Raw genomic sequence first — 16,512 nt, forward strand, 5'->3', positions numbered from 1 at the left:
TCACCTCCGGTCCTGTGCGCGCTCGGCGGCGCGCTCGATGGCGTCGCGCAGGACGGCCCTGGCGATGTCGATCCGGGTGGCCGCGCTGCCCTGCAGGTCCCCGGCCGGCTGCAGCCCGGCGGTGCCCGCGTCCACGGCCGCGCCGATCGCCGCGGAATCGGGGACCGCCCCGCCCAGGGCCTCCTCCGCCGCGGTCATCCGCACCGGAGTCGGCCCGACGCCGCTGGCGGCGATGGCCGCGCGGGTGACCCGGCCGTCGGTCACGGCGACGAGGGCGGCCACCCCGACGACGGCGAAGTTCCCGTGGGTGCGGGCGAACTCGACGAACGCGTGACCGCCGGCGAACGGCGGGAGTCGCACCTCCGTGAGGATCTCGTCGGAGGCGAGGGCGGTGGTGAACGGCCCCTGGAAGAACTCGGCCGCCGGGATCCGTCGCTCGCCCTGCGGACCCACCGCGGTCATCTCCGCGTCCATCGCGAGCGCGACGGTCGGCAACTCGGCGGCGGGGTCGGCATGGGCGATGCTGCCGACCACGGTGCCGCTGTTGCGGATGGGCGGGTGCGCCACGTGCCCGAGGGCCTCGGCGAGCAGCGGGGCGGCCACCCGCACCTCCGCGCTCCGCTCGGCGGCCGACTGCCGGACCATGGCGCCGAGAACGAGGACGTCGCCGTCCATCCGGATCGAGTCCAGGCCCGGAACGCGGCGCAGGTCGACCAGGAACCCGGGATGCGCCAGACGGAAGTTCATCAACGGCACCAGGCTCTGGCCGCCGGCCAGGACCCGGGCGTCCTCCTCCGCGTGCTCGACCAGCAGCGCGACGGCATCCGGCACGGTGGCCGGGGACGAGTAGCGGAACGACGGTGGTTTCACGGCGGCTCCTCGCGCGGACGCGCTCTCCGGGGGTGGCGCCATCGTGTCCGGCGCCGCCCCCGCCGGCCATGGCCAGAGTGCCAACAGGTCCGCGATTCGCTGGTCCGGCGCACAAGACGGCGGTCAGCCGCCTCCGGACAGCTCGTGCACCGTGACGGCGAGGTGCAGCTCCATGCGCACGTCGGGCCGGCGGAGGTTGCGGCCGGTGAGCCGCTCCACCTTCGCCAGCCGGTAGGCGACGGTGTTCGGATGGACGACGAGCTGCGCGGCGGTCTCCGGCGCCGAGCAGCCCGACCCGAGCCACGCCCGCAGCGTCTTGAGGAGATCGCCGCCGCGGCGGGCGTCGTCGTCGGTGACCGGATCGAGCAGCCGCCCGGCGAACCCCCGCAACGCCTCCGGCGTCCCCGCCTCGAGGAGCAGCGAGGAAAGGCCGAGATCCCGGACGTCGACGAATCCGCCCGACCCTGCCGGCAGCCGGAGCCGCGCGGCACCGGCAGCGACCCGGTGGGCCGCGGCGAGCTGCCCGGGCGCCTCCGCGACCGGTCCGGCCACAAGGGTCACCGTCGCCGCCGCCCCCACTGCCTGCTGCAGGTGCGCATGGGTGCGCTGCAGGGTGGTCCGGGGATCGGGAGCGGCCGGCACCAGGAGGACCTCCAGGTCCTCGTAGGGGCCGACGAGGCCTGGGGACTCCCGCTCGACCGCCCCGCGGACGAGACCGTGCCAGCGCGCCAGCGGCTGCGGCGGGTCGACGGCGACCACGGCGATCGCGGACGGCCGGCGGAGGTCAAGGCCGAGCGCGCAGGCGCGCTCCACCGCCGCCTGCCGCTCCATCCCGTCGGCGCGGAGCAGCGTGCCGATGAGGTCGCCCGAGGCCTGGGCCTCGGCCTCCACGAGCTGCCGCCGGGTGAGCAGCTCGAGCCCGATCACCAGGGAGAACCGCTCGATGACCCTGCGCTCCACGGGCGCCGGGCTCTTGCGCGGGTCGACCACCCAGAGCCGGCCGGCCAGCTCGCCGCCCAGCACGACGGGCGCCATCCAGGTCCTGGGATCGATGGTGGGCGGGTGGCCGACCGCCGCCGCGCCAGGGCGACCGCTGCAGGTCTCCGGCACCCGGATGACGGCGTAGCCGGGCGTGCGGTCCTCCAGCGCCGCCCGCACCGGGAGGCGTCGACGGGCCGCAGGGCTCGGCGGGGGCCGGTAGCCCCGCTCCGGCGCCCGTGCCAGGACCCCGCCGTCGGCGTCCTCCACGGTGACCGACGCCCGGAGGGTCCGGGCCAGCGCCGCGACGAGGCCGGAGAGGCCGACCCCGGCGAGCGCCAGCTCCATGAGCGCATGGTGCTGGCGCTCGGCCCAATCCTGCACCGCACGCCCGCGGCGCAGCTCCTCGTTGGCCCGCGACAGCTCGGCGATCGCGGACTGCTCAGCAGCCCGCAGGCACCTGTTCTCCAGCGCCAGGGCAGCCTGGTCGGCCAGCAATTCGGCCAGTTCCTGCTCGGCCGCGCCGAACAGCCGCGGAGCCACGCTGTACCCGACGAGCACGCCCAGCTGAACGCCTGAGGCCCGGAGCGGGACCGCCACCAGGGCCCGGTAGCCCTGCGCTTCCGCCAGGAGCCGGAGCCGCCCGTGACGGTCGTCCTCCCGGACGTCGGCCACCACCACCGTCCGCTGCTCCCGGTAGGCACGGGCCGCCGGGGTGTCGAGTGCCGGTCCGGACGGGTGGACGACGGGCGAGTTCTCGCCGCTGATGAGGGCGACGTAGTCGGCGGTCAGCCCGGACGAGCCGGCCATCTGCAGCCGCTGCGGCTCCCCGTCGGCGAGCAGGACCGCGCAGTGGTCGAATCCGATCAGGGCGCAGGCCCGCGCCGCGACCCGGCCGAGGAGCGCGTCGACGGGCTCGCCGCCGTTGGCGGCTCGCGCGATCTCCCCGACGGCGCGCAGCCACGACCGCAGGTGGACCGGAACCCCGGGCGCCTCCACTCGTCCACTGTCCTGCCCTCGTCCCGGGGAGGACAAGCCCGTTCGTCGTCGTCCGCGTCGTACGGTTCTCGACCATGACGACCGACGACCCCGTCGACGCGGGGACCGTGGACCGGGAGGTCGCCGAGGCCATGTCCTCGGCGGCGACCGCGTGGCTGGCCTCACTGGCCCCCCACCAGACGACCGACGCCCACTGGGGCGCGCCCGGCGACGCCGAGGCCGAGGCCGAGCGGTTGCGGTGGTATTACACACCGACCGATCACGGTGGGCTGCCGCTGGGCCGGCAGCGCCCGGCCCAGCAGGCCCTGGCGATGCAGCTGGTGGCCACCGGCCTGTCCACGGCCGGCTACGTCACCGTCTGCACGGTGATGGGCCTGGAGAACGTCCTGGACCACGTCGAGGGGTTCTCGGTCGACTGGGGGCGCGAGCGCGGCCGCGACCCGGGCATGTACTACCTGAGGGTCTTCGGGGATCCGGCCGGGCCGGGGCCGTGGGGCTGGCGCTTCGGCGGGCACCACGTCTCCCTGAACAACCTCGTCGTCGAGGGCCGGGTGCGGTCGACGACACCGTGCTTCCTCGGTGCCGACCCGGCGTCGGCCCCGCTGCTGGGTCCGGCCGCCCTGCGTCCCCTGGGCGGGACCGAGGACATGGCGCGGGAGCTGATGCGCTCCCTGCCGCCGGCTCTCGCCGCGCGGGCGACGCTGTTGGACCGGGCCCCGTCGGACATCGTCGGCGGCAACCGGCCACGGCTGACCGACGGCGACGAGATGCTGCTCCTGGACGAGCTGTTCCGAGGGCGGTTCACCGAGCCCCGCCTCGTCGACCGGATAACTCGGATGACGGAGGCCGCCGAGGCCGGAACCGGTTACGACACCGAGGACCATCGGCGGCTCGCGCTCACCGAGCGCCCGAAGGGGCTGGTCGGGGCCGAGCTGGACGACGGCCGGCGGGAGCTGCTGCAGGCGCTCCTGGCGACCTATCGGGGCCGAGTGCCCGACGGCCTGGCCCCGCCGGTGGACCCGGCGGCGGTGCACTTCGCGTGGGCCGGGTCGACCGAGCCCGGGCAGCCGCACTACTACCGGCTGCAGGGGCCACGGTTCCTCGCGGAGTGGGACAACACCCAGCGGGGGGCCAACCACGCCCACTCGGTCTGGCGCGACCCGGAGTCCGACTTCGGGTCGGACGCACTCGCCCGGCACCGGGCGGAGCACCACGCCGCCGGGAATCCGTCAGGACGGTGACAGGGACAGCAGGCTGCGCTCCACACCGGCCGTGTACGTCTCCCCCGGGAGAACCGGATGCGGGACGAGGAGGACCGTCGCCGCGCCCGTGTCCTGCCACCGGGCGAGCTGGTCGCGGCACCGTGCTGCCGGCCCGGCCAGGCAGTACTCGTCGATCAGCTCGTCGCTGATCGCCGCCCGCAGCGCCGCCGTGTCGCCGGCCCGGAACGCCCCGGCGATGCGGGCCGCCTCCTCCTCGTGGCCGGCGCGGGCCAGGGCCCTGTTGTAGGCGGGGAGCCCGACCCAGTAGCTCAGCGACGACCGGGCGGCTTCGCGCGCCGCGCCGAGGTCGTCGCTGACGAAGGCGTGCACCGACGCCTCCACGGGTGGGGCCGGACGACCGGTCCGCTCCCCCGCCCGGCCCGCGGCCGCGAGCAGCTCCCCGATCCCGGCGTGCGGCACCAGCCACACCATGACGCCGTCGGAGACGACCGCGCCCTCCTCGGCCATCGTCGGCCCCACGGCCGCGGTGTAGACGGGGACGGGGTGCTCGGGGGTGCGGAAGTCGAGGAGCCGACCCTGGTAGCTCTGCGGCGGCAGGCCGGGGTAGCGCTGCCTCCCGCGACCGGCGAGTACCTCCTTCACGTCCCGGACATAGGCGGGCAGATCGACCGAGGGCCGCCCCACGGGCACACCGAGCGCCTCCACCCGGATCTTGTGGCCCAGCCCGAGGCCGAGCACGAACCGGCCGCCCGAGAGGTCCGACGCGGTCGTGGCCATCTGGGCCGCGATCACCGGGTGCCGCAGGTAGCTGACCGCGACGAAGCTGCCCACCCGGATGCGCTCGGTTCCCAGGAGGATCGCCAGGTCGATCGAGAGAGTGTCGGTCAGCGACTCGGTGGTGTAGCAGGCGGCGTAGCCCGCCTCCTCCGCGCGGCGGCCCAGCGTGACGAAGTCCTGCGTACGGGCGGGGGCGAAGGTGATCAGGGCGATGCCCAGCTCGGCCACGCCCATCCACCTCCGTCCCGGGACAGCCTCGGATCGCCTGCTGCGCCCGGGCTCACAGCTGCAGGTGCTCGGCCATCCAGGCGGGGTCGGCGCGCAGCTGCTCGGCGTCGCCCGAGTGCACGATCACGCCCTGGTCCACGACGTAGACGCGGTCGGCGACCTCGAGCGCCATCTGGGCGTTCTGCTCCACGAGCAGCACCCCGTGGCCCTCGTCGGCGACCCGGCGCAACGTGCGGCCCATGTCGTGGGCGATGTTGGGTGCCAGCCCCTGGGTCACCTCGTCGACGAGCAGCAGCTTCGTGCCGCCGATCAGCGCGCGGCCGACGGCGACCATCTGCTGCTGCCCCCCGGAGAGCCGGGAGGCGTCGCGGTCGAGGTGCTTCTCCAGCAACGGGAAGACCTCGAGCGCCCGGCGCTGAGCCGCCTGCTGCTCCCCCTTGGGCGCCCGCGAGCCCAGCGCCGCCAGCCGGAAGTTCTCGCGCACGGTCAGGCCCGGGAACATCCGGCGGTCCTCCGGCACGTAGCCGATGCCGAACTGGGCGATGTTCTCCGTCGCGTGACCGACGACGTCGCGTCCCGCGCAGCGGATCCGCCCGCCGCGGACGGCGACCAGCCCCATGATCGACTTGACCGTCGTGGTCTTGCCGGCCCCGTTCCGGCCGAGCAGCGCCACGAGCTCCCCGGCCCGCACGGTCAGGGTGATGCCCTGCAGGATGTGCGCCAGACCGTAGTAGGCCTGGACGTCGTCGAGCTCCAGCAGCGGCGCGCCGTCCGCCCCGGCGACCCGCTCGGCCGCGCTCACAGGCTGCCCGTCAGGTAGACCTCTTGGACCTTGGGGTGCGACTTCACCTCGTCCGGAGCCCCCTCGAACAGTTTCTCGCCCTGGTGCAGGACGGTGATCGCGCTCGCGATGCTCAGGATCACGTCCATCTTGTGCTCGATCATCAGGATGGTCACCTCACGGTTCAGCTCCCGGACCAGCTCGACCGTCGACGCCGTCTCGCTCGGGCTCATGCCCGCCGTCGGCTCGTCCAGCAGCAGCAGACGGGGCTCGGTGGCCAGCGCGATCGCGAGGTCGAGGCGGCGCTGGTCACCATGGGAGAGATTGCTGGCGATCGCGTCCCGGTCCGCCGTGAGTCCGATCTTCTCCAGCACCTCGTCGGTGCGGCGGGTGACGGCCTTGATGCTGTCGGCGGGCCGCCAGAACACGTTGGCGTGCGAGGCCGCCTGCGCGGCGATGCGCACGTTCTCGAAGACCGTGAGCAGCGGGAACACCGTGGTGATCTGGTAGGACTTCGCGAGCCCGCGCCGGGCCACCTTGGCGAACGGCATGCCGGTGATGTCGTGCCCGTCGAACTCGACCCGGCCCTTGCCGGGCTTGGTGTGCCCGGTGATCAGGTTGAACAGCGTGGTCTTCCCCGAGCCGTTGGGACCGATGATCGCGTGCAACGCACCCTGAGGGACCTCCAGGGACACGTCCTTGACGGCGTGGATGCCGCCGAAGGAGCGGTCGAGGCCCTCTGCCTTGAGGATGAGGCCGGTCATCGTGCCCCCCGCGTCCGTCGTAGGAGGTGGGGCACGGTGGTGGTCAGCAGTCCCCACAGCCCCTGCGGGAAGAGCAGCACGCAGATCACGAAGATCGCACCCACGAAGAACTGCCAGGAGTCGGTGTAGCGGGAGAGCGTGCTCTCGAGCATCAGGTAGAGGACGGCGCCGAGGAAGGGGCCGAACAGGGACGAGCGGCCGCCGAGGATCACCATGATCAGCACCACGCCGGAGAGCAGCCAGTACGGCTGCAGCCCGACGAAGTTGTTGAGCATCGCGAACAGACCGCCGGCCAGCCCCGCCACCGCACCGGCGATGATGAACGTGACCAGCTGGACCAGGCGGGTGTTGTAGCCGCAGCCGCGCGCCCGCTCCTCGCTCTCCCGGATCGCCTGCAGGACCCGGCCCATCGGGGACTCGGTGAACAGGATGAGCGCGGCGAAGGTCAGCAGCACGATCACGGCGGTCACGAGGAAGAAGGTCAGCGGGTCGCGCAGACCGTTCAGCTCGAGCGTCGTGAAGCCGAGCTCCAGCGTGGACACGGGGACGCCGGCCAAGCCGTCGTCCCCACCCGTCACGTCGTTCCACTGCAACGCGATGAAGAACCCCAGCTGCGCGAAGGCGAGGGTGAGCATCGAGAAGTAGACCTCGGTCCGCCGCAGGCAGACCGCACCGATGAGAGCCGAGAGCAGGGCCATGGACACCGTCGCGACGAACAGCGCGACCCAGGCGCTCGTCGTCACGTTCTTCAGGACGAGCCCGGCGGCGTAACCGCCGTACGCGAAGGGCAGGGCATGCCCGAACGACACCAGCCCGCCGTAGCCGACCAGCAGGTTGAGCCCCGCCGCCCAGAGACCGAAGATCAGCATCCCGATCGCCAGGCTCGGGTTGGGCACGGTGAACAGCACCACGACCGCGAGGACGACCAGCAGCCCGATCTGACCCCACGTCCACCGGGCCGGGGCGCTGCCCGTGGCGCGGGCCAGGGTCACCGCCGCGGCGGCGTCGGTGACCGGTGCGTCCTTCGCCCCGGCCGGGCTCAGGTCGGTCATGTCGCCCCCAGCAGGCCGCGCGGCCTGAACGTCATCACGAGGATCATCAGGATGAACGGCACGATGCCGGCGTAGACGCTGGCGTACAGAGTCGTCACCGACACCAGGACGCCGATCAGCAGCCCGGCGACGACGGCTCCCCAGAAGCTGCCCATCCCGCCGACCACCACGACGACGAACGCGAGGATCAGGATGTCGGCGCCCATCTCCGGGTAGACGCCGGTGATCGGCCCGGTCAGGACGCCGGCGACCCCGGCGACCGCTATCCCGATGGCGAACACGAGAGTGCGGTAGCGGTCGAAGCGCACGCCGAGGGCCCGGATCATGATGTGGTCGCGGATGCCGGCGCGCACGATCAGCCCGACGTTGGTCTTCTGCAGGAAGAGCCAGAGGCCCCCCACGACCAGCGCCACGGCGACGACCACGAACAGCAGGTACGCCGGCACGGGCCGCCCGAGCCCCAGGTCCACCTGGAAGGCCAGCAGCTCCGGACCCTTCACCCGGCGACCCCCGGACCCGGCGATGTACCGGACACCCTCGATGAGGATGTAGGTCAGGCCGAAGGTGAGGAGGAGCGCATCGACCTGATCCCGTCCGTACATGGGGCGGATGACCGTCCGCTCCAGGGCGGCGCCGATCAGTGCCATGGCGATCGGCACCACCAGCAGCGCCAGCCAGATCGTGCCGGTGGCCGCCGCCAGGTAGGAGGTGAGGTACGCCCCGACCATGTACAGCGCGCCGTGCGAGAAGTTGATGAACTCCAGCAGCCCGAAGATCAGGTTGAGCCCCAGCGCCAGCAGCACCAGGAGGGCGCCACTGACGATCCCCAGGACGAGCTGGGAGAGCAGCTGATCCATACGACCTCCTCCCGGGAGTCGATGCCGGTGGGACGGATCAGCCGACCCGCTGGAACTCCTCCTGGACCTCGTCGCAGGTGGGGGCCGTCTCCTCCGACCCGGGCACGGTCTCGACGACCTCGCGGAGGCCGAACTCGGCGTCGCCGCCACGGCTCTCCGCCTCGTCGGCCGCCAGCCCCTCGAGGATGTAGATGGGGGCGAGCGCCTGGTGGTCGCACTCCCGGATCGTCATGTCGCCCTGGCCGAGTGACACCTCGCGGCCCTCCATGAACTCGCGGAAGGCCTCCGGGGTGTCGCTGCCCTCCTCGACCGCCGTGGCGATGAGGTTCAGCGCGTTGTAGAGGTACACGCCGTAGCCGCCCGGCGGGGTGCCGTACTCCTCGCGGTAGGCCTCGACGTATGTCTGGACGTTCTCGTCGTCGACGTTCCACCAGAACGCGGCCATCGCGTAGGTGCCGTCGATCAGGTCGAACCCGAGCTCCTGGTCGAAGCTGAGGTCCTCGATCGTGAGGAAGGTCGGGATGCGGTCGGTGAGACCGAACTGGTCGGCCTGCCGCAGGAAGCTCACCTGGTCGCGGCCGACCCCGCCGTAGACCAGTGCGTTGGCGCCGGAACCCTCGATCGTCGGGACGAACGGGTTGAAGTCCGTCGTACCCAGCGGGAAGTAGGCCTTCCCGACGATGCTGCAGCCGGTCTGCTCCGGAAGCGCCGTCGTGTAGGCCGCCTCCTGCTCGTGACCGAAGGCGTAGTCGGGGAGCAGCAGGAAGACCTTCTCGCCCAGGTTCTCGCAGATGAACGGGGCGGCGCTGTTGATGCCCTGCGACGGCGTCGGCGCGAGGTGGTAGGTGACCTCCGCGTTGAAGTTCGGCGGCCGGTTGAGCTGCTCGGTCTGGCACGTGCCGAGGTAGGGCACGCCGGCCTGGGAGGCGATCTGGTTCACCGCCAGCGTCGTCGCGGCCGAGACACAGCCGGTCAGGAAGTCGACCTGCTCCTCCTGGATCAACGCCTGCGCCTCCCGCAGCGCGATGTCGGGCTTGAGCTGGTCGTCGCGGACGATGAGCTCGATCGGGCGGTCGCCCGCCTTCTCCTCCAGCAGCTTGACGGCGAGCTCGGCGCCGTTCCGCTGCTCCTCGCCGAGCTGGACGTAGGCCCCGGTGATCCCGGTGATGACGCCGACCTTGAGCGGCTCGGTAGAGCCCTCGCCGCCGCCGCCTCCACCGCCACCGCCGCTGCCGCCGCCACCGGCGACCGTGCCTCCGCAGGCCGCGAGCAGAAGAGCCGCTCCCGCCAGCAGTCCAGCCTTCGCGCGCATGGGGCAACCTTTCAGCCGTCGATCGGGTGGGGGAACCATACGAGCGAGGCGTGACGGCCGTCTCATGATCCGAAACACAACTGACACCTGCTTGTTGTGAGAGCGCACAACCGGCAGGGGTAGTGATTACGGTTCCATCACAACCCGGTGGGTCGCCGTCGTCCCGCTGACAGGAGCGCGCCCTCCGGACGTCGCCGCGGGCGCCCGCACAGGGAGTCGGAGACAGATGCAGATCGGCCTCTTCCACACCGTCCAGTGGCCCGAGGGCAGCGACCATGCCGACCGGTACGACCAGGCCCTGACCCAGATGTGCCACGCCGATGAGCTCGGCTTCGACTCCGTCTGGCTCACGGAGCACCACTTCAGCCGACACGGTCTGGTGTCCGACAGCCTGATGGTGCTCGCCCACCTGGCCGCGCGGACCAGCCACGTGCGGCTCGGCACGGCCGTCTCGGTCCTCCCGCTGCACCATCCGGTGCGCTTCGCCGAGGCCGTCGCCACCGTCGACCAGCTCAGCCGCGGACGCCTCGACCTCGGCATCGGCCGGGGGTACCAGCCGGGCGAGTTCCGGGGGTTCGGGGTGGACATCGCCGAGAAGCACGACCGGTTCGAGGAAGCACTGGAGGTGCTCCAGCTGCTGTGGTCCTCCGACAAGCCCGTGTCGTTCGCGGGGCGATTCTGGTCCTTCGAGGACGCCGCGCCTCACCCGCACACCTTTCAACGCCCGCACCCGCCGCTCTGGGTGGCGACCGACAGCCCCGAGGGTCTGGCCCGTTGCGCGGCGGAGGACTGGGGTGTGCTGCTGCCCCAGGGCACGTCCGCCGCGGTGATGTCCGGACAGCTGGAGCGCTACGCCACAGCGCTGGCCGGTGAGGGGAAGGGCCCCGAGCACGGGCGGGTACACCTCGCGCGCGCGGCGCACCTGGCCCCGACGGACGAGCAGGCCTGGGCCGAGGCCGAGGACTCGTACAAGGACTTCCTCGGCTACGCGGACAAACTGCGGCGGGCCACGTCGGCGGGCGCGGCCGATGGTGGACGCAACCCCTTCGAGCTCGACGCCGACCTCCGCGAGAGCGTGCTGTTCGGCAGCCCGGACACGGTCCTGACGGGACTGCGCCGGATCGCCGACCTCGGGATCGACCGCGTCCTGCTCTTCACGCACTGGGGCGGGCTCCCTCACGAGCTCGTCATGTCCACTCTCGACCTGCTCGGGCAGGAGATCCTGCCCGTGGTCCGGGAGTGGTGACGATGGCCTCCGGCGGGAAGCACCCTCCTGTCGTCGACGCGCAGGTGCACGTCTGGCTCCCCGAGGGCCCGGACCGGCCGTGGCCCTCGGGTGGGGCGGAGCGGGCCCTCGCGATGCACCGGCACGAGCCGATCAGCGGCCCGGCCCTGCTCGCCGAGATGAGGGACGCCGGCGTCGACCGCGCCGTCCTCGTGCCGCCGTTCTTCGAGGGCCACCGCAACGACTACGCCGTCGCCTGCGCGACCGAGGCCCCCGAGGCGTTCCGCGTGATGGCGCGGGTGGACCTGCGCACCGGCGACCCGGGACCGGTGCGCGAACTCCTCCGGGACCCGGTCGTCGCCGGTATCCGGCTGGTGTTCCTCCCCGCTGACGCGGGACGTGTCGACGACCCGGCCGCGGAGTGGCTCTGGGCCTTCGCCGAGGAGGAGGACGTCCCGGTGATGCTGCTCGCCTCGGGCCAGCTCGGCGCACTGGGGGATCTCGCGCGCGCCCGGCCGGGACTGCGCCTCGCCGTCGATCATCTCGGGCTGACCGGGCAGCACACCGACGCGGCCATCGCTCCGGAGATCGCCGAACTGGTCGCGCTGGCGGGGCTGGACAACGTCTCGGTCAAGGCGACCGCGGCGCCCTGCTACAGCACCGAGCCCTACCCGTACCCGGCGCTGCACCCGTTCCTCCGGCAGCTGTACGACGCCTTCGGACCCGAACGGCTCTTCTGGGGTTCCGACCTCTCCCGGCTGCGCGGGAGCTACCCCGACCTGGTCCGGCTCTTCCGCGAGGAGCTGGACTTCCTCCCACCCGACGACGTCGAGGCCGTCATGGGCCGGAGCGTGCTGGCCTGGCTCGACTGGTGAGGTGGCGGGCCGGCCGGATCACGTCGGATCGGCCTGCAGGAACTCCACCCAGTTGCCGTCCGGGTCCTCGACCATCGCCACGGTGACGCCCGGCCGCACCACCGTGGGCGGCAGGACGACGGGCCGACCGGCCGCCTCGCAGACGCGCAGCACCTCGGCGAGGTCCGGGACGGAGATCGTCCAGTACCGGTAGCCGGTCGCCGCCCCGACGCCCCCGGGCGGTGCCGCCTCGGGCGGCGGCGTGCGCGGACGGACGAGCTTGATGTGGCTGGTGCCGCACACCAGGCGGTGCATGGTGCCGACGATCGACTCCGCCTCCCCCATGTCGGTGAAGCCGAGGGTGTCCCGATAGAAGGCGACCATCGGGGCCAGGTCACGGGTGACGATCCCGAGGTCGACGGAGTCCTTGGTCGGTTCGATCATCGGAGCTCTGCCGTCCAGTCGCGCTGCTCGGTCGGATAGATGGTGAGGAGCTCGACGTTCGCGCGCTGGGGCAGCGTCGCGACGAACAGGATGGTCTCGGCGAGGTCCTCGGGCTGGAGCATGGACGCCCGCGCCTCGGCCGTGGGCGGCTGCGGCCGCAGCTCGAGGATGGGGGTCGCCACCTCGCCGGGGCACACCGCGCAGGCCCGGATCCCGTACCGCCGGTCGGCGAGGTTGATCGACTCGGTGAACGCGTTCACGCCCGCCTTGGCCGCGTTGTAGGCCGGCCCGGTGAGGGCCATCGCCCGGTAGCCGGCGATCGACGACACGTTCACGACCGTCCCGGACCGCTGCTCCCGCATGATCGGCAGGACGGCCTGCGTCACGAGGAAGGTGCCGGTGAGGTTGATGCGGAGAACCGCGTCCCAGTCGGCGAGGGACAGGCTCGCGAGGTCCCGCCGGGGCACGTTGATCCCGGCGCTGTTCACCAGCACGTCGACGCGACCCCAGCGCTCGCGCACCTGACCGACGAGGCTCTCGACCGCGTCGGGGTCGGTCACGTCAGCAGGGACGGCGACCGCCGTCCGGCCCTCCGCGTCGAGGGTGGCGACGAGGGACTCCAGCGGCTCGGCCCGCCGGCCGACCACCGCGACAGCGGCGCCCTCGCGGGCCAGCGCGAGCGCGGTCGCCTCGCCGATGCCCGAACCTCCCCCTGTGACGATCGCGATCTGACCGTCGAGTCGTGCCACGTTCCCTCCGTCCGATCGGTCGCCGTCCGCGCCCGAGTCGACTCAGGAGGCGCGGGGTGCGCGGGGGACTGTAGAGGACGACCGCGCCGTCACCACGGTGCCTGTGGGGAGTTCGCCCCCGCTTGTTCAGGCCCACAGGTCCCCGGCGCTCTTTTTGTCAGGTGCGCGGTGGGCCGGTGCCCGGCCCCGGGAAAGCATCGCGAAGACCCGTCGCCGGATCGGCCTGCGGTCCGGGCGGACCGGTCGCCACGACGGTCGAGTCCCGGACCCGCGACTGACCGCGCACACGCTCCAGCCCGGCATCCCCGGCCGTTCGACAGCGGCTGACGGGAGTCCGGTCCGAGGAAGGAACCCGGAATGGCAGTGACGGAGACCCCCGGCGCCCACCAGCGTGAGACGACCCCGGAAGGGTTCGTGGTCGAGTGGGACGTGCCCATCGAGATGGACGACGGTCTGGTCCTCCGGGCCGACGTGTACCGGCCTGCCGGCAACGGCAGGCATCCGGTCCTCATGACGTACGGGCCGTACGGGAAGGGGCTGCCGTTCCAGGAGGGCTACCGGACGTCCTGGGAGATCATGGCCCGCAACCATCCCGACGTCACCGCCGGTTCCACGAACCGCTTCCAGAACTGGGAGGTCGTCGATCCGGAGAAGTGGGTGCCGCAGGGATACGTCTGCGTCCGCGTCGACTCCCGCGGTGCCGGCCGCTCGCCGGGCAGGATGGACCTCTGGTCCGCGCGGGAGACGCGCGATTTCCACGACTGCATCGAGTGGGCGGGCACGCAGCCCTGGAGCACCGGCAAGGTCGGACTCAACGGCATCTCCTACTACGCCATGAACCAGTGGCAGGTCGCCGCGCAGCAGCCTCCGCACCTGGCGGCCATCTGCGTGTGGGAGGGCGCCTCCGACTGGTACCGGGACATGAGCCACCACGGCGGGATCCTCTGCACCTTCGTCTCGAACTGGATCCCGATGCAGGTCACCACCGTGCAGCACGGGCGCGGCGAGGACGGTCCCCGGGATCCGAACTCCGGCCTGCTGGTGTGCGGCGACGAGCGGCTCAGCGACGGGGAGCTGGCGGCGAACCTGACCACCCTCGGCGACGACTTCCGGGCGCACCCGCTCGACGACGAGCTCTACGCCGAGCGCACCCCGGACTTCGGGAAGGTCACCGTCCCGTTGCTCTCGGCGGCCAACTGGGGCGGGCAGGGTCTGCACCTGCGCGGCAACGTCGAGGGCTATCTCAGATCCGCGTCCTCGCAGAAGTGGCTCGAGGTGCACGGACTGGAGCACTGGAGCCACTTCTACACCGACTACGGCCGCGATCTGCAGCTGCGCTTCTTCGACCACTTCCTCAAGGGCGAGGACAACGGCTGGCAGGACCAGCCCCCGCTGCAACTCAACATCCGGCACGTGGACAGCACCTTCGAGGTCCGGCACGAGCAGGCGTGGCCGCTGAAGCGCACCGAGTGGACCCGCTTCCACCTCGACGCGCACTCAGGCTCACTCAGCACGGACCGGCCGGCCGCGGCCGGCTCGATCGCCTACGACACCACGGGGGACGGCGCCAGCTTCACCCTCGGCCCCCTGCCCGAGCGGGCCGAGATCACCGGGCCGCTCGCGGCGAAGCTGTTCGTGGAGTCGAGCACCTCGGACGCGGACCTCTTCCTCGTCGTCCGGGTCTTCTCCCCCGAGGGCGAGGAGGTCGTCTTCCACGGCGCGCTCGATCCGCACACCCCGGTGGCCCAGGGGTGGCTCCGCGCCTCGCACCGCAAGCTCGACGACGCGCTGAGCCGGCCCTACCGGCCCTACTACACGCACGACGAGGTCCAGCCGCTGGAACCGGGCACGGTCTACGAGCTCGATGTCGAGATCTGGCCGACCTGCCTGGTCGTTCCGGCCGGCTACACCGTCCAGCTCGACGTCCGGGGCAGGGACTACGTCTACCCGGGGCCCGCCGAGCACCTGTCGAACATGAAGAACCCGATGACGGGGTGCGGTCCGTTCGTGCACGACGACCCGCAGGACCGGCCCGCCGACCTCTTCGAGGGCACCGTCACGGTGCACACCGGCGGGGACCGGCTGTCCTACCTGCTCCTGCCCCTCATCCCGGCCCGCGACGCGTGAGCCGTCAGACCCCTCGTCCGGCCGACCACCGACGCCCACCTCCAGCAGGGAGCACCGCATGACACATGCCGACCGCATCGGCTGGGGGATCGCCGGCCTCGGCCGGATCGCCGGCACCGAGATCGCACCGGCCGTCACCGCCGCCGGGAACAGTACCCTGGTCGCCGTCTGCAGCCGGGACGCCGACCGCGCGCGGGCCTTCGCCGCCGAGCACGGGGCCGCGTCGGCCCACGCCGACTACCGGGCGATGCTCGACGACCCCGCCGTCGAGGCGGTCTACATCGCCACCCCGAACGCGCTGCACGCCGATCAGGTCGTCCAGGCGGCCGAGGCCGGCAAGCACGTCCTGTGCGACAAGCCGCTCGCGACGACGGTCCCCGATGCCGAGCGGGCCGTCGCCGCGTGCGAGGGGGCCGGCGTCCGTTTGGGGGTCACCTTCCAGACACGCAACCACGAGGGCATGGGCGATGTCCGGCAGCTGATCGCCGACGGGGAGATCGGCTCCGTCCGGCTGGCCCAGATCGAGGTCAGCCCCGGGCGGGCACTGCCGGGAGGCTGGCGCACCGATCCGGCGCTGGCCGGCCTCGGCGTCATGAACAACCTGGGCGTGCACGCCTACGATCTCCTCCGCTACCTGCTCGACGCGGAGGTCGTCGAGGCAACGGCCGTCGTGGACGTCGAGCCCGGCTTCGCGGTCGACACCATGGCGCTGGCGCTGCTCAGGTTCGACACCGGCGCTCTGGCGTACGTCAACGCCAACCAGTCGGTGCCCAACAGCCAGCCGAACCTGTCCATCTACGGGACCGAGGGAACGGTCCTCGGGCGCAGCGTCACCCGCCCCAACCTCGTCGGGAGCATCTCCGTCCTGGGCCGCAGCGGCAGTACCGAGCGCCAGGTCTCCACCTCAGGCGCCTTCGTCGCCACCGTCGCCAACTTCGCCGATGCGGTCCTGCGCGGGGCAGACCCCGAGCCGTCCGGGCGCGACGCCCTGCGCAGCGTGCAGCTGACCGATGCGCTCGCACGATCGGCCCGCGAGGGGCGTTCCGTGCGGCTGGGCTGAGAACCCGCACCCGCCGCGGCCGGCGACCCCGAGGGGTGCACCGGCCGCGGCGGGCTCGGTCAGGCGGCGCTGTAGCCCGGGCCGCCACCCGCCGGGATGACCGGCAGCAGCAGGTGCGGTGCGTCCTCGCCACCACCCGTGTGCAGGGTGACGGTGCCGCCGAAGATCTCCCGTGGACGGTCGCTCGGGTCGTCGTGGTTGAACGCCCCGGA

Annotated in this window: 15 protein-coding genes; 5 read left to right on the forward strand and 10 right to left on the reverse strand. The window is 72.4% G+C overall.

Annotated features, from left to right (window positions below):
- Together E4P39_RS20480 and E4P39_RS20485 are read right to left on the reverse strand one after the other, a co-directional pair.
- A complete protein-coding gene (locus tag E4P39_RS20480) occupies nucleotides 1-870 on the reverse strand; it encodes a xanthine dehydrogenase family protein subunit M (protein WP_135138436.1) in 870 nt (289 codons plus the stop codon).
- 123 nt (nucleotides 871-993) lie between these two features.
- Nucleotides 994-2,847, reverse strand: coding sequence for a helix-turn-helix domain-containing protein (locus E4P39_RS20485; RefSeq protein WP_167762015.1), 1,854 nt, complete (start codon nucleotides 2,845-2,847; stop codon nucleotides 994-996).
- A 74-nt stretch (nucleotides 2,848-2,921) separates the two neighbouring features.
- Between E4P39_RS20485 and E4P39_RS20490 the strand changes: the two genes are divergently transcribed.
- A complete protein-coding gene (locus E4P39_RS20490) occupies nucleotides 2,922-4,088 on the forward strand; it encodes a DUF3500 domain-containing protein (RefSeq protein WP_209306644.1) in 1,167 nt (388 codons plus the stop codon).
- On the opposite strand, the gene E4P39_RS20495 is transcribed toward E4P39_RS20490, so the two are convergent.
- The 6 genes from E4P39_RS20495 to E4P39_RS20520 are packed head-to-tail and all read right to left on the reverse strand — an operon-like array spanning nucleotide 4,077 to nucleotide 9,841.
- Nucleotides 4,077-5,075 carry an LLM class flavin-dependent oxidoreductase gene (locus E4P39_RS20495; RefSeq protein WP_167762016.1) on the reverse strand — a complete coding sequence of 333 codons (999 nt, stop codon included), beginning with the start codon at nucleotides 5,073-5,075 and terminating at the stop codon, nucleotides 4,077-4,079. The genes E4P39_RS20490 and E4P39_RS20495 overlap by 12 nt on opposite strands.
- Before the next feature lie 52 nt (nucleotides 5,076-5,127).
- The gene (locus tag E4P39_RS20500) at nucleotides 5,128-5,877 is read right to left on the reverse strand and encodes an ABC transporter ATP-binding protein (protein ID WP_209306645.1); all 750 of its coding nucleotides are present in this window, start codon (nucleotides 5,875-5,877) and stop codon (nucleotides 5,128-5,130) included.
- Nucleotides 5,874-6,620, reverse strand: coding sequence for an ABC transporter ATP-binding protein (locus tag E4P39_RS20505; RefSeq protein ID WP_135138439.1), 747 nt, complete (start codon nucleotides 6,618-6,620; stop codon nucleotides 5,874-5,876). Before E4P39_RS20505 ends, E4P39_RS20500 begins: the two co-directional genes overlap by 4 nt.
- Nucleotides 6,617-7,672, reverse strand: a complete 1,056-nt coding sequence (locus E4P39_RS20510) for a branched-chain amino acid ABC transporter permease (RefSeq protein WP_135138440.1) — start codon at nucleotides 7,670-7,672, stop codon at nucleotides 6,617-6,619. Before E4P39_RS20510 ends, E4P39_RS20505 begins: the two co-directional genes overlap by 4 nt.
- Nucleotides 7,669-8,529 (reverse strand): branched-chain amino acid ABC transporter permease, encoded by an 861-nt coding sequence (locus E4P39_RS20515; protein WP_135138441.1) that lies wholly within the window; start codon nucleotides 8,527-8,529, stop codon nucleotides 7,669-7,671. The genes E4P39_RS20510 and E4P39_RS20515 overlap by 4 nt, the downstream gene beginning before the upstream one ends.
- Before the next feature lie 37 nt (nucleotides 8,530-8,566).
- On the reverse strand, nucleotides 8,567-9,841 hold the full coding sequence (locus E4P39_RS20520) for an ABC transporter substrate-binding protein (protein ID WP_135138442.1): 1,275 nt from the start codon (nucleotides 9,839-9,841) through the stop codon (nucleotides 8,567-8,569).
- 226 nt (nucleotides 9,842-10,067) lie between these two features.
- Between E4P39_RS20520 and E4P39_RS20525 the strand changes: the two genes are divergently transcribed.
- Both E4P39_RS20525 and E4P39_RS20530 read left to right on the forward strand, forming a co-directional pair.
- Entirely contained in the window at nucleotides 10,068-11,087 is a 1,020-nt protein-coding gene (locus E4P39_RS20525; RefSeq protein ID WP_135138443.1) for an LLM class flavin-dependent oxidoreductase, read from the forward strand.
- 2 nt (nucleotides 11,088-11,089) lie between these two features.
- Nucleotides 11,090-11,941 (forward strand): amidohydrolase family protein, encoded by an 852-nt coding sequence (locus tag E4P39_RS20530; RefSeq protein ID WP_245159995.1) that lies wholly within the window; start codon nucleotides 11,090-11,092, stop codon nucleotides 11,939-11,941.
- Between the two features lie 18 nt (nucleotides 11,942-11,959).
- On the opposite strand, the gene E4P39_RS20535 is transcribed toward E4P39_RS20530, so the two are convergent.
- On the reverse strand, nucleotides 11,960-12,364 hold the full coding sequence (locus E4P39_RS20535) for a VOC family protein (protein WP_135138445.1): 405 nt from the start codon (nucleotides 12,362-12,364) through the stop codon (nucleotides 11,960-11,962).
- Nucleotides 12,361-13,113 carry an SDR family oxidoreductase gene (locus tag E4P39_RS20540; protein WP_135138446.1) on the reverse strand — a complete coding sequence of 251 codons (753 nt, stop codon included), beginning with the start codon at nucleotides 13,111-13,113 and terminating at the stop codon, nucleotides 12,361-12,363. Before E4P39_RS20540 ends, E4P39_RS20535 begins: the two co-directional genes overlap by 4 nt.
- Before the next feature lie 357 nt (nucleotides 13,114-13,470).
- On the opposite strand from E4P39_RS20540, the gene E4P39_RS20545 reads away from it, so the two are divergent.
- Together E4P39_RS20545 and E4P39_RS20550 are read left to right on the forward strand one after the other, a co-directional pair.
- Entirely contained in the window at nucleotides 13,471-15,240 is a 1,770-nt protein-coding gene (locus E4P39_RS20545) for a CocE/NonD family hydrolase (protein ID WP_135138447.1), read from the forward strand.
- Nucleotides 15,241-15,298: 58 nt separating this feature from the next.
- Entirely contained in the window at nucleotides 15,299-16,300 is a 1,002-nt protein-coding gene (locus E4P39_RS20550) for a Gfo/Idh/MocA family oxidoreductase (RefSeq protein ID WP_135138448.1), read from the forward strand.
- The last annotated feature ends 212 nt before the right edge of the window (nucleotides 16,301-16,512 follow it).

Origin of the sequence: Blastococcus sp. CT_GayMR19 (assembly GCF_004570385.1) — a bacterium.
In the GTDB taxonomy this organism is placed as follows: domain Bacteria; phylum Actinomycetota; class Actinomycetes; order Mycobacteriales; family Geodermatophilaceae; genus Blastococcus_B.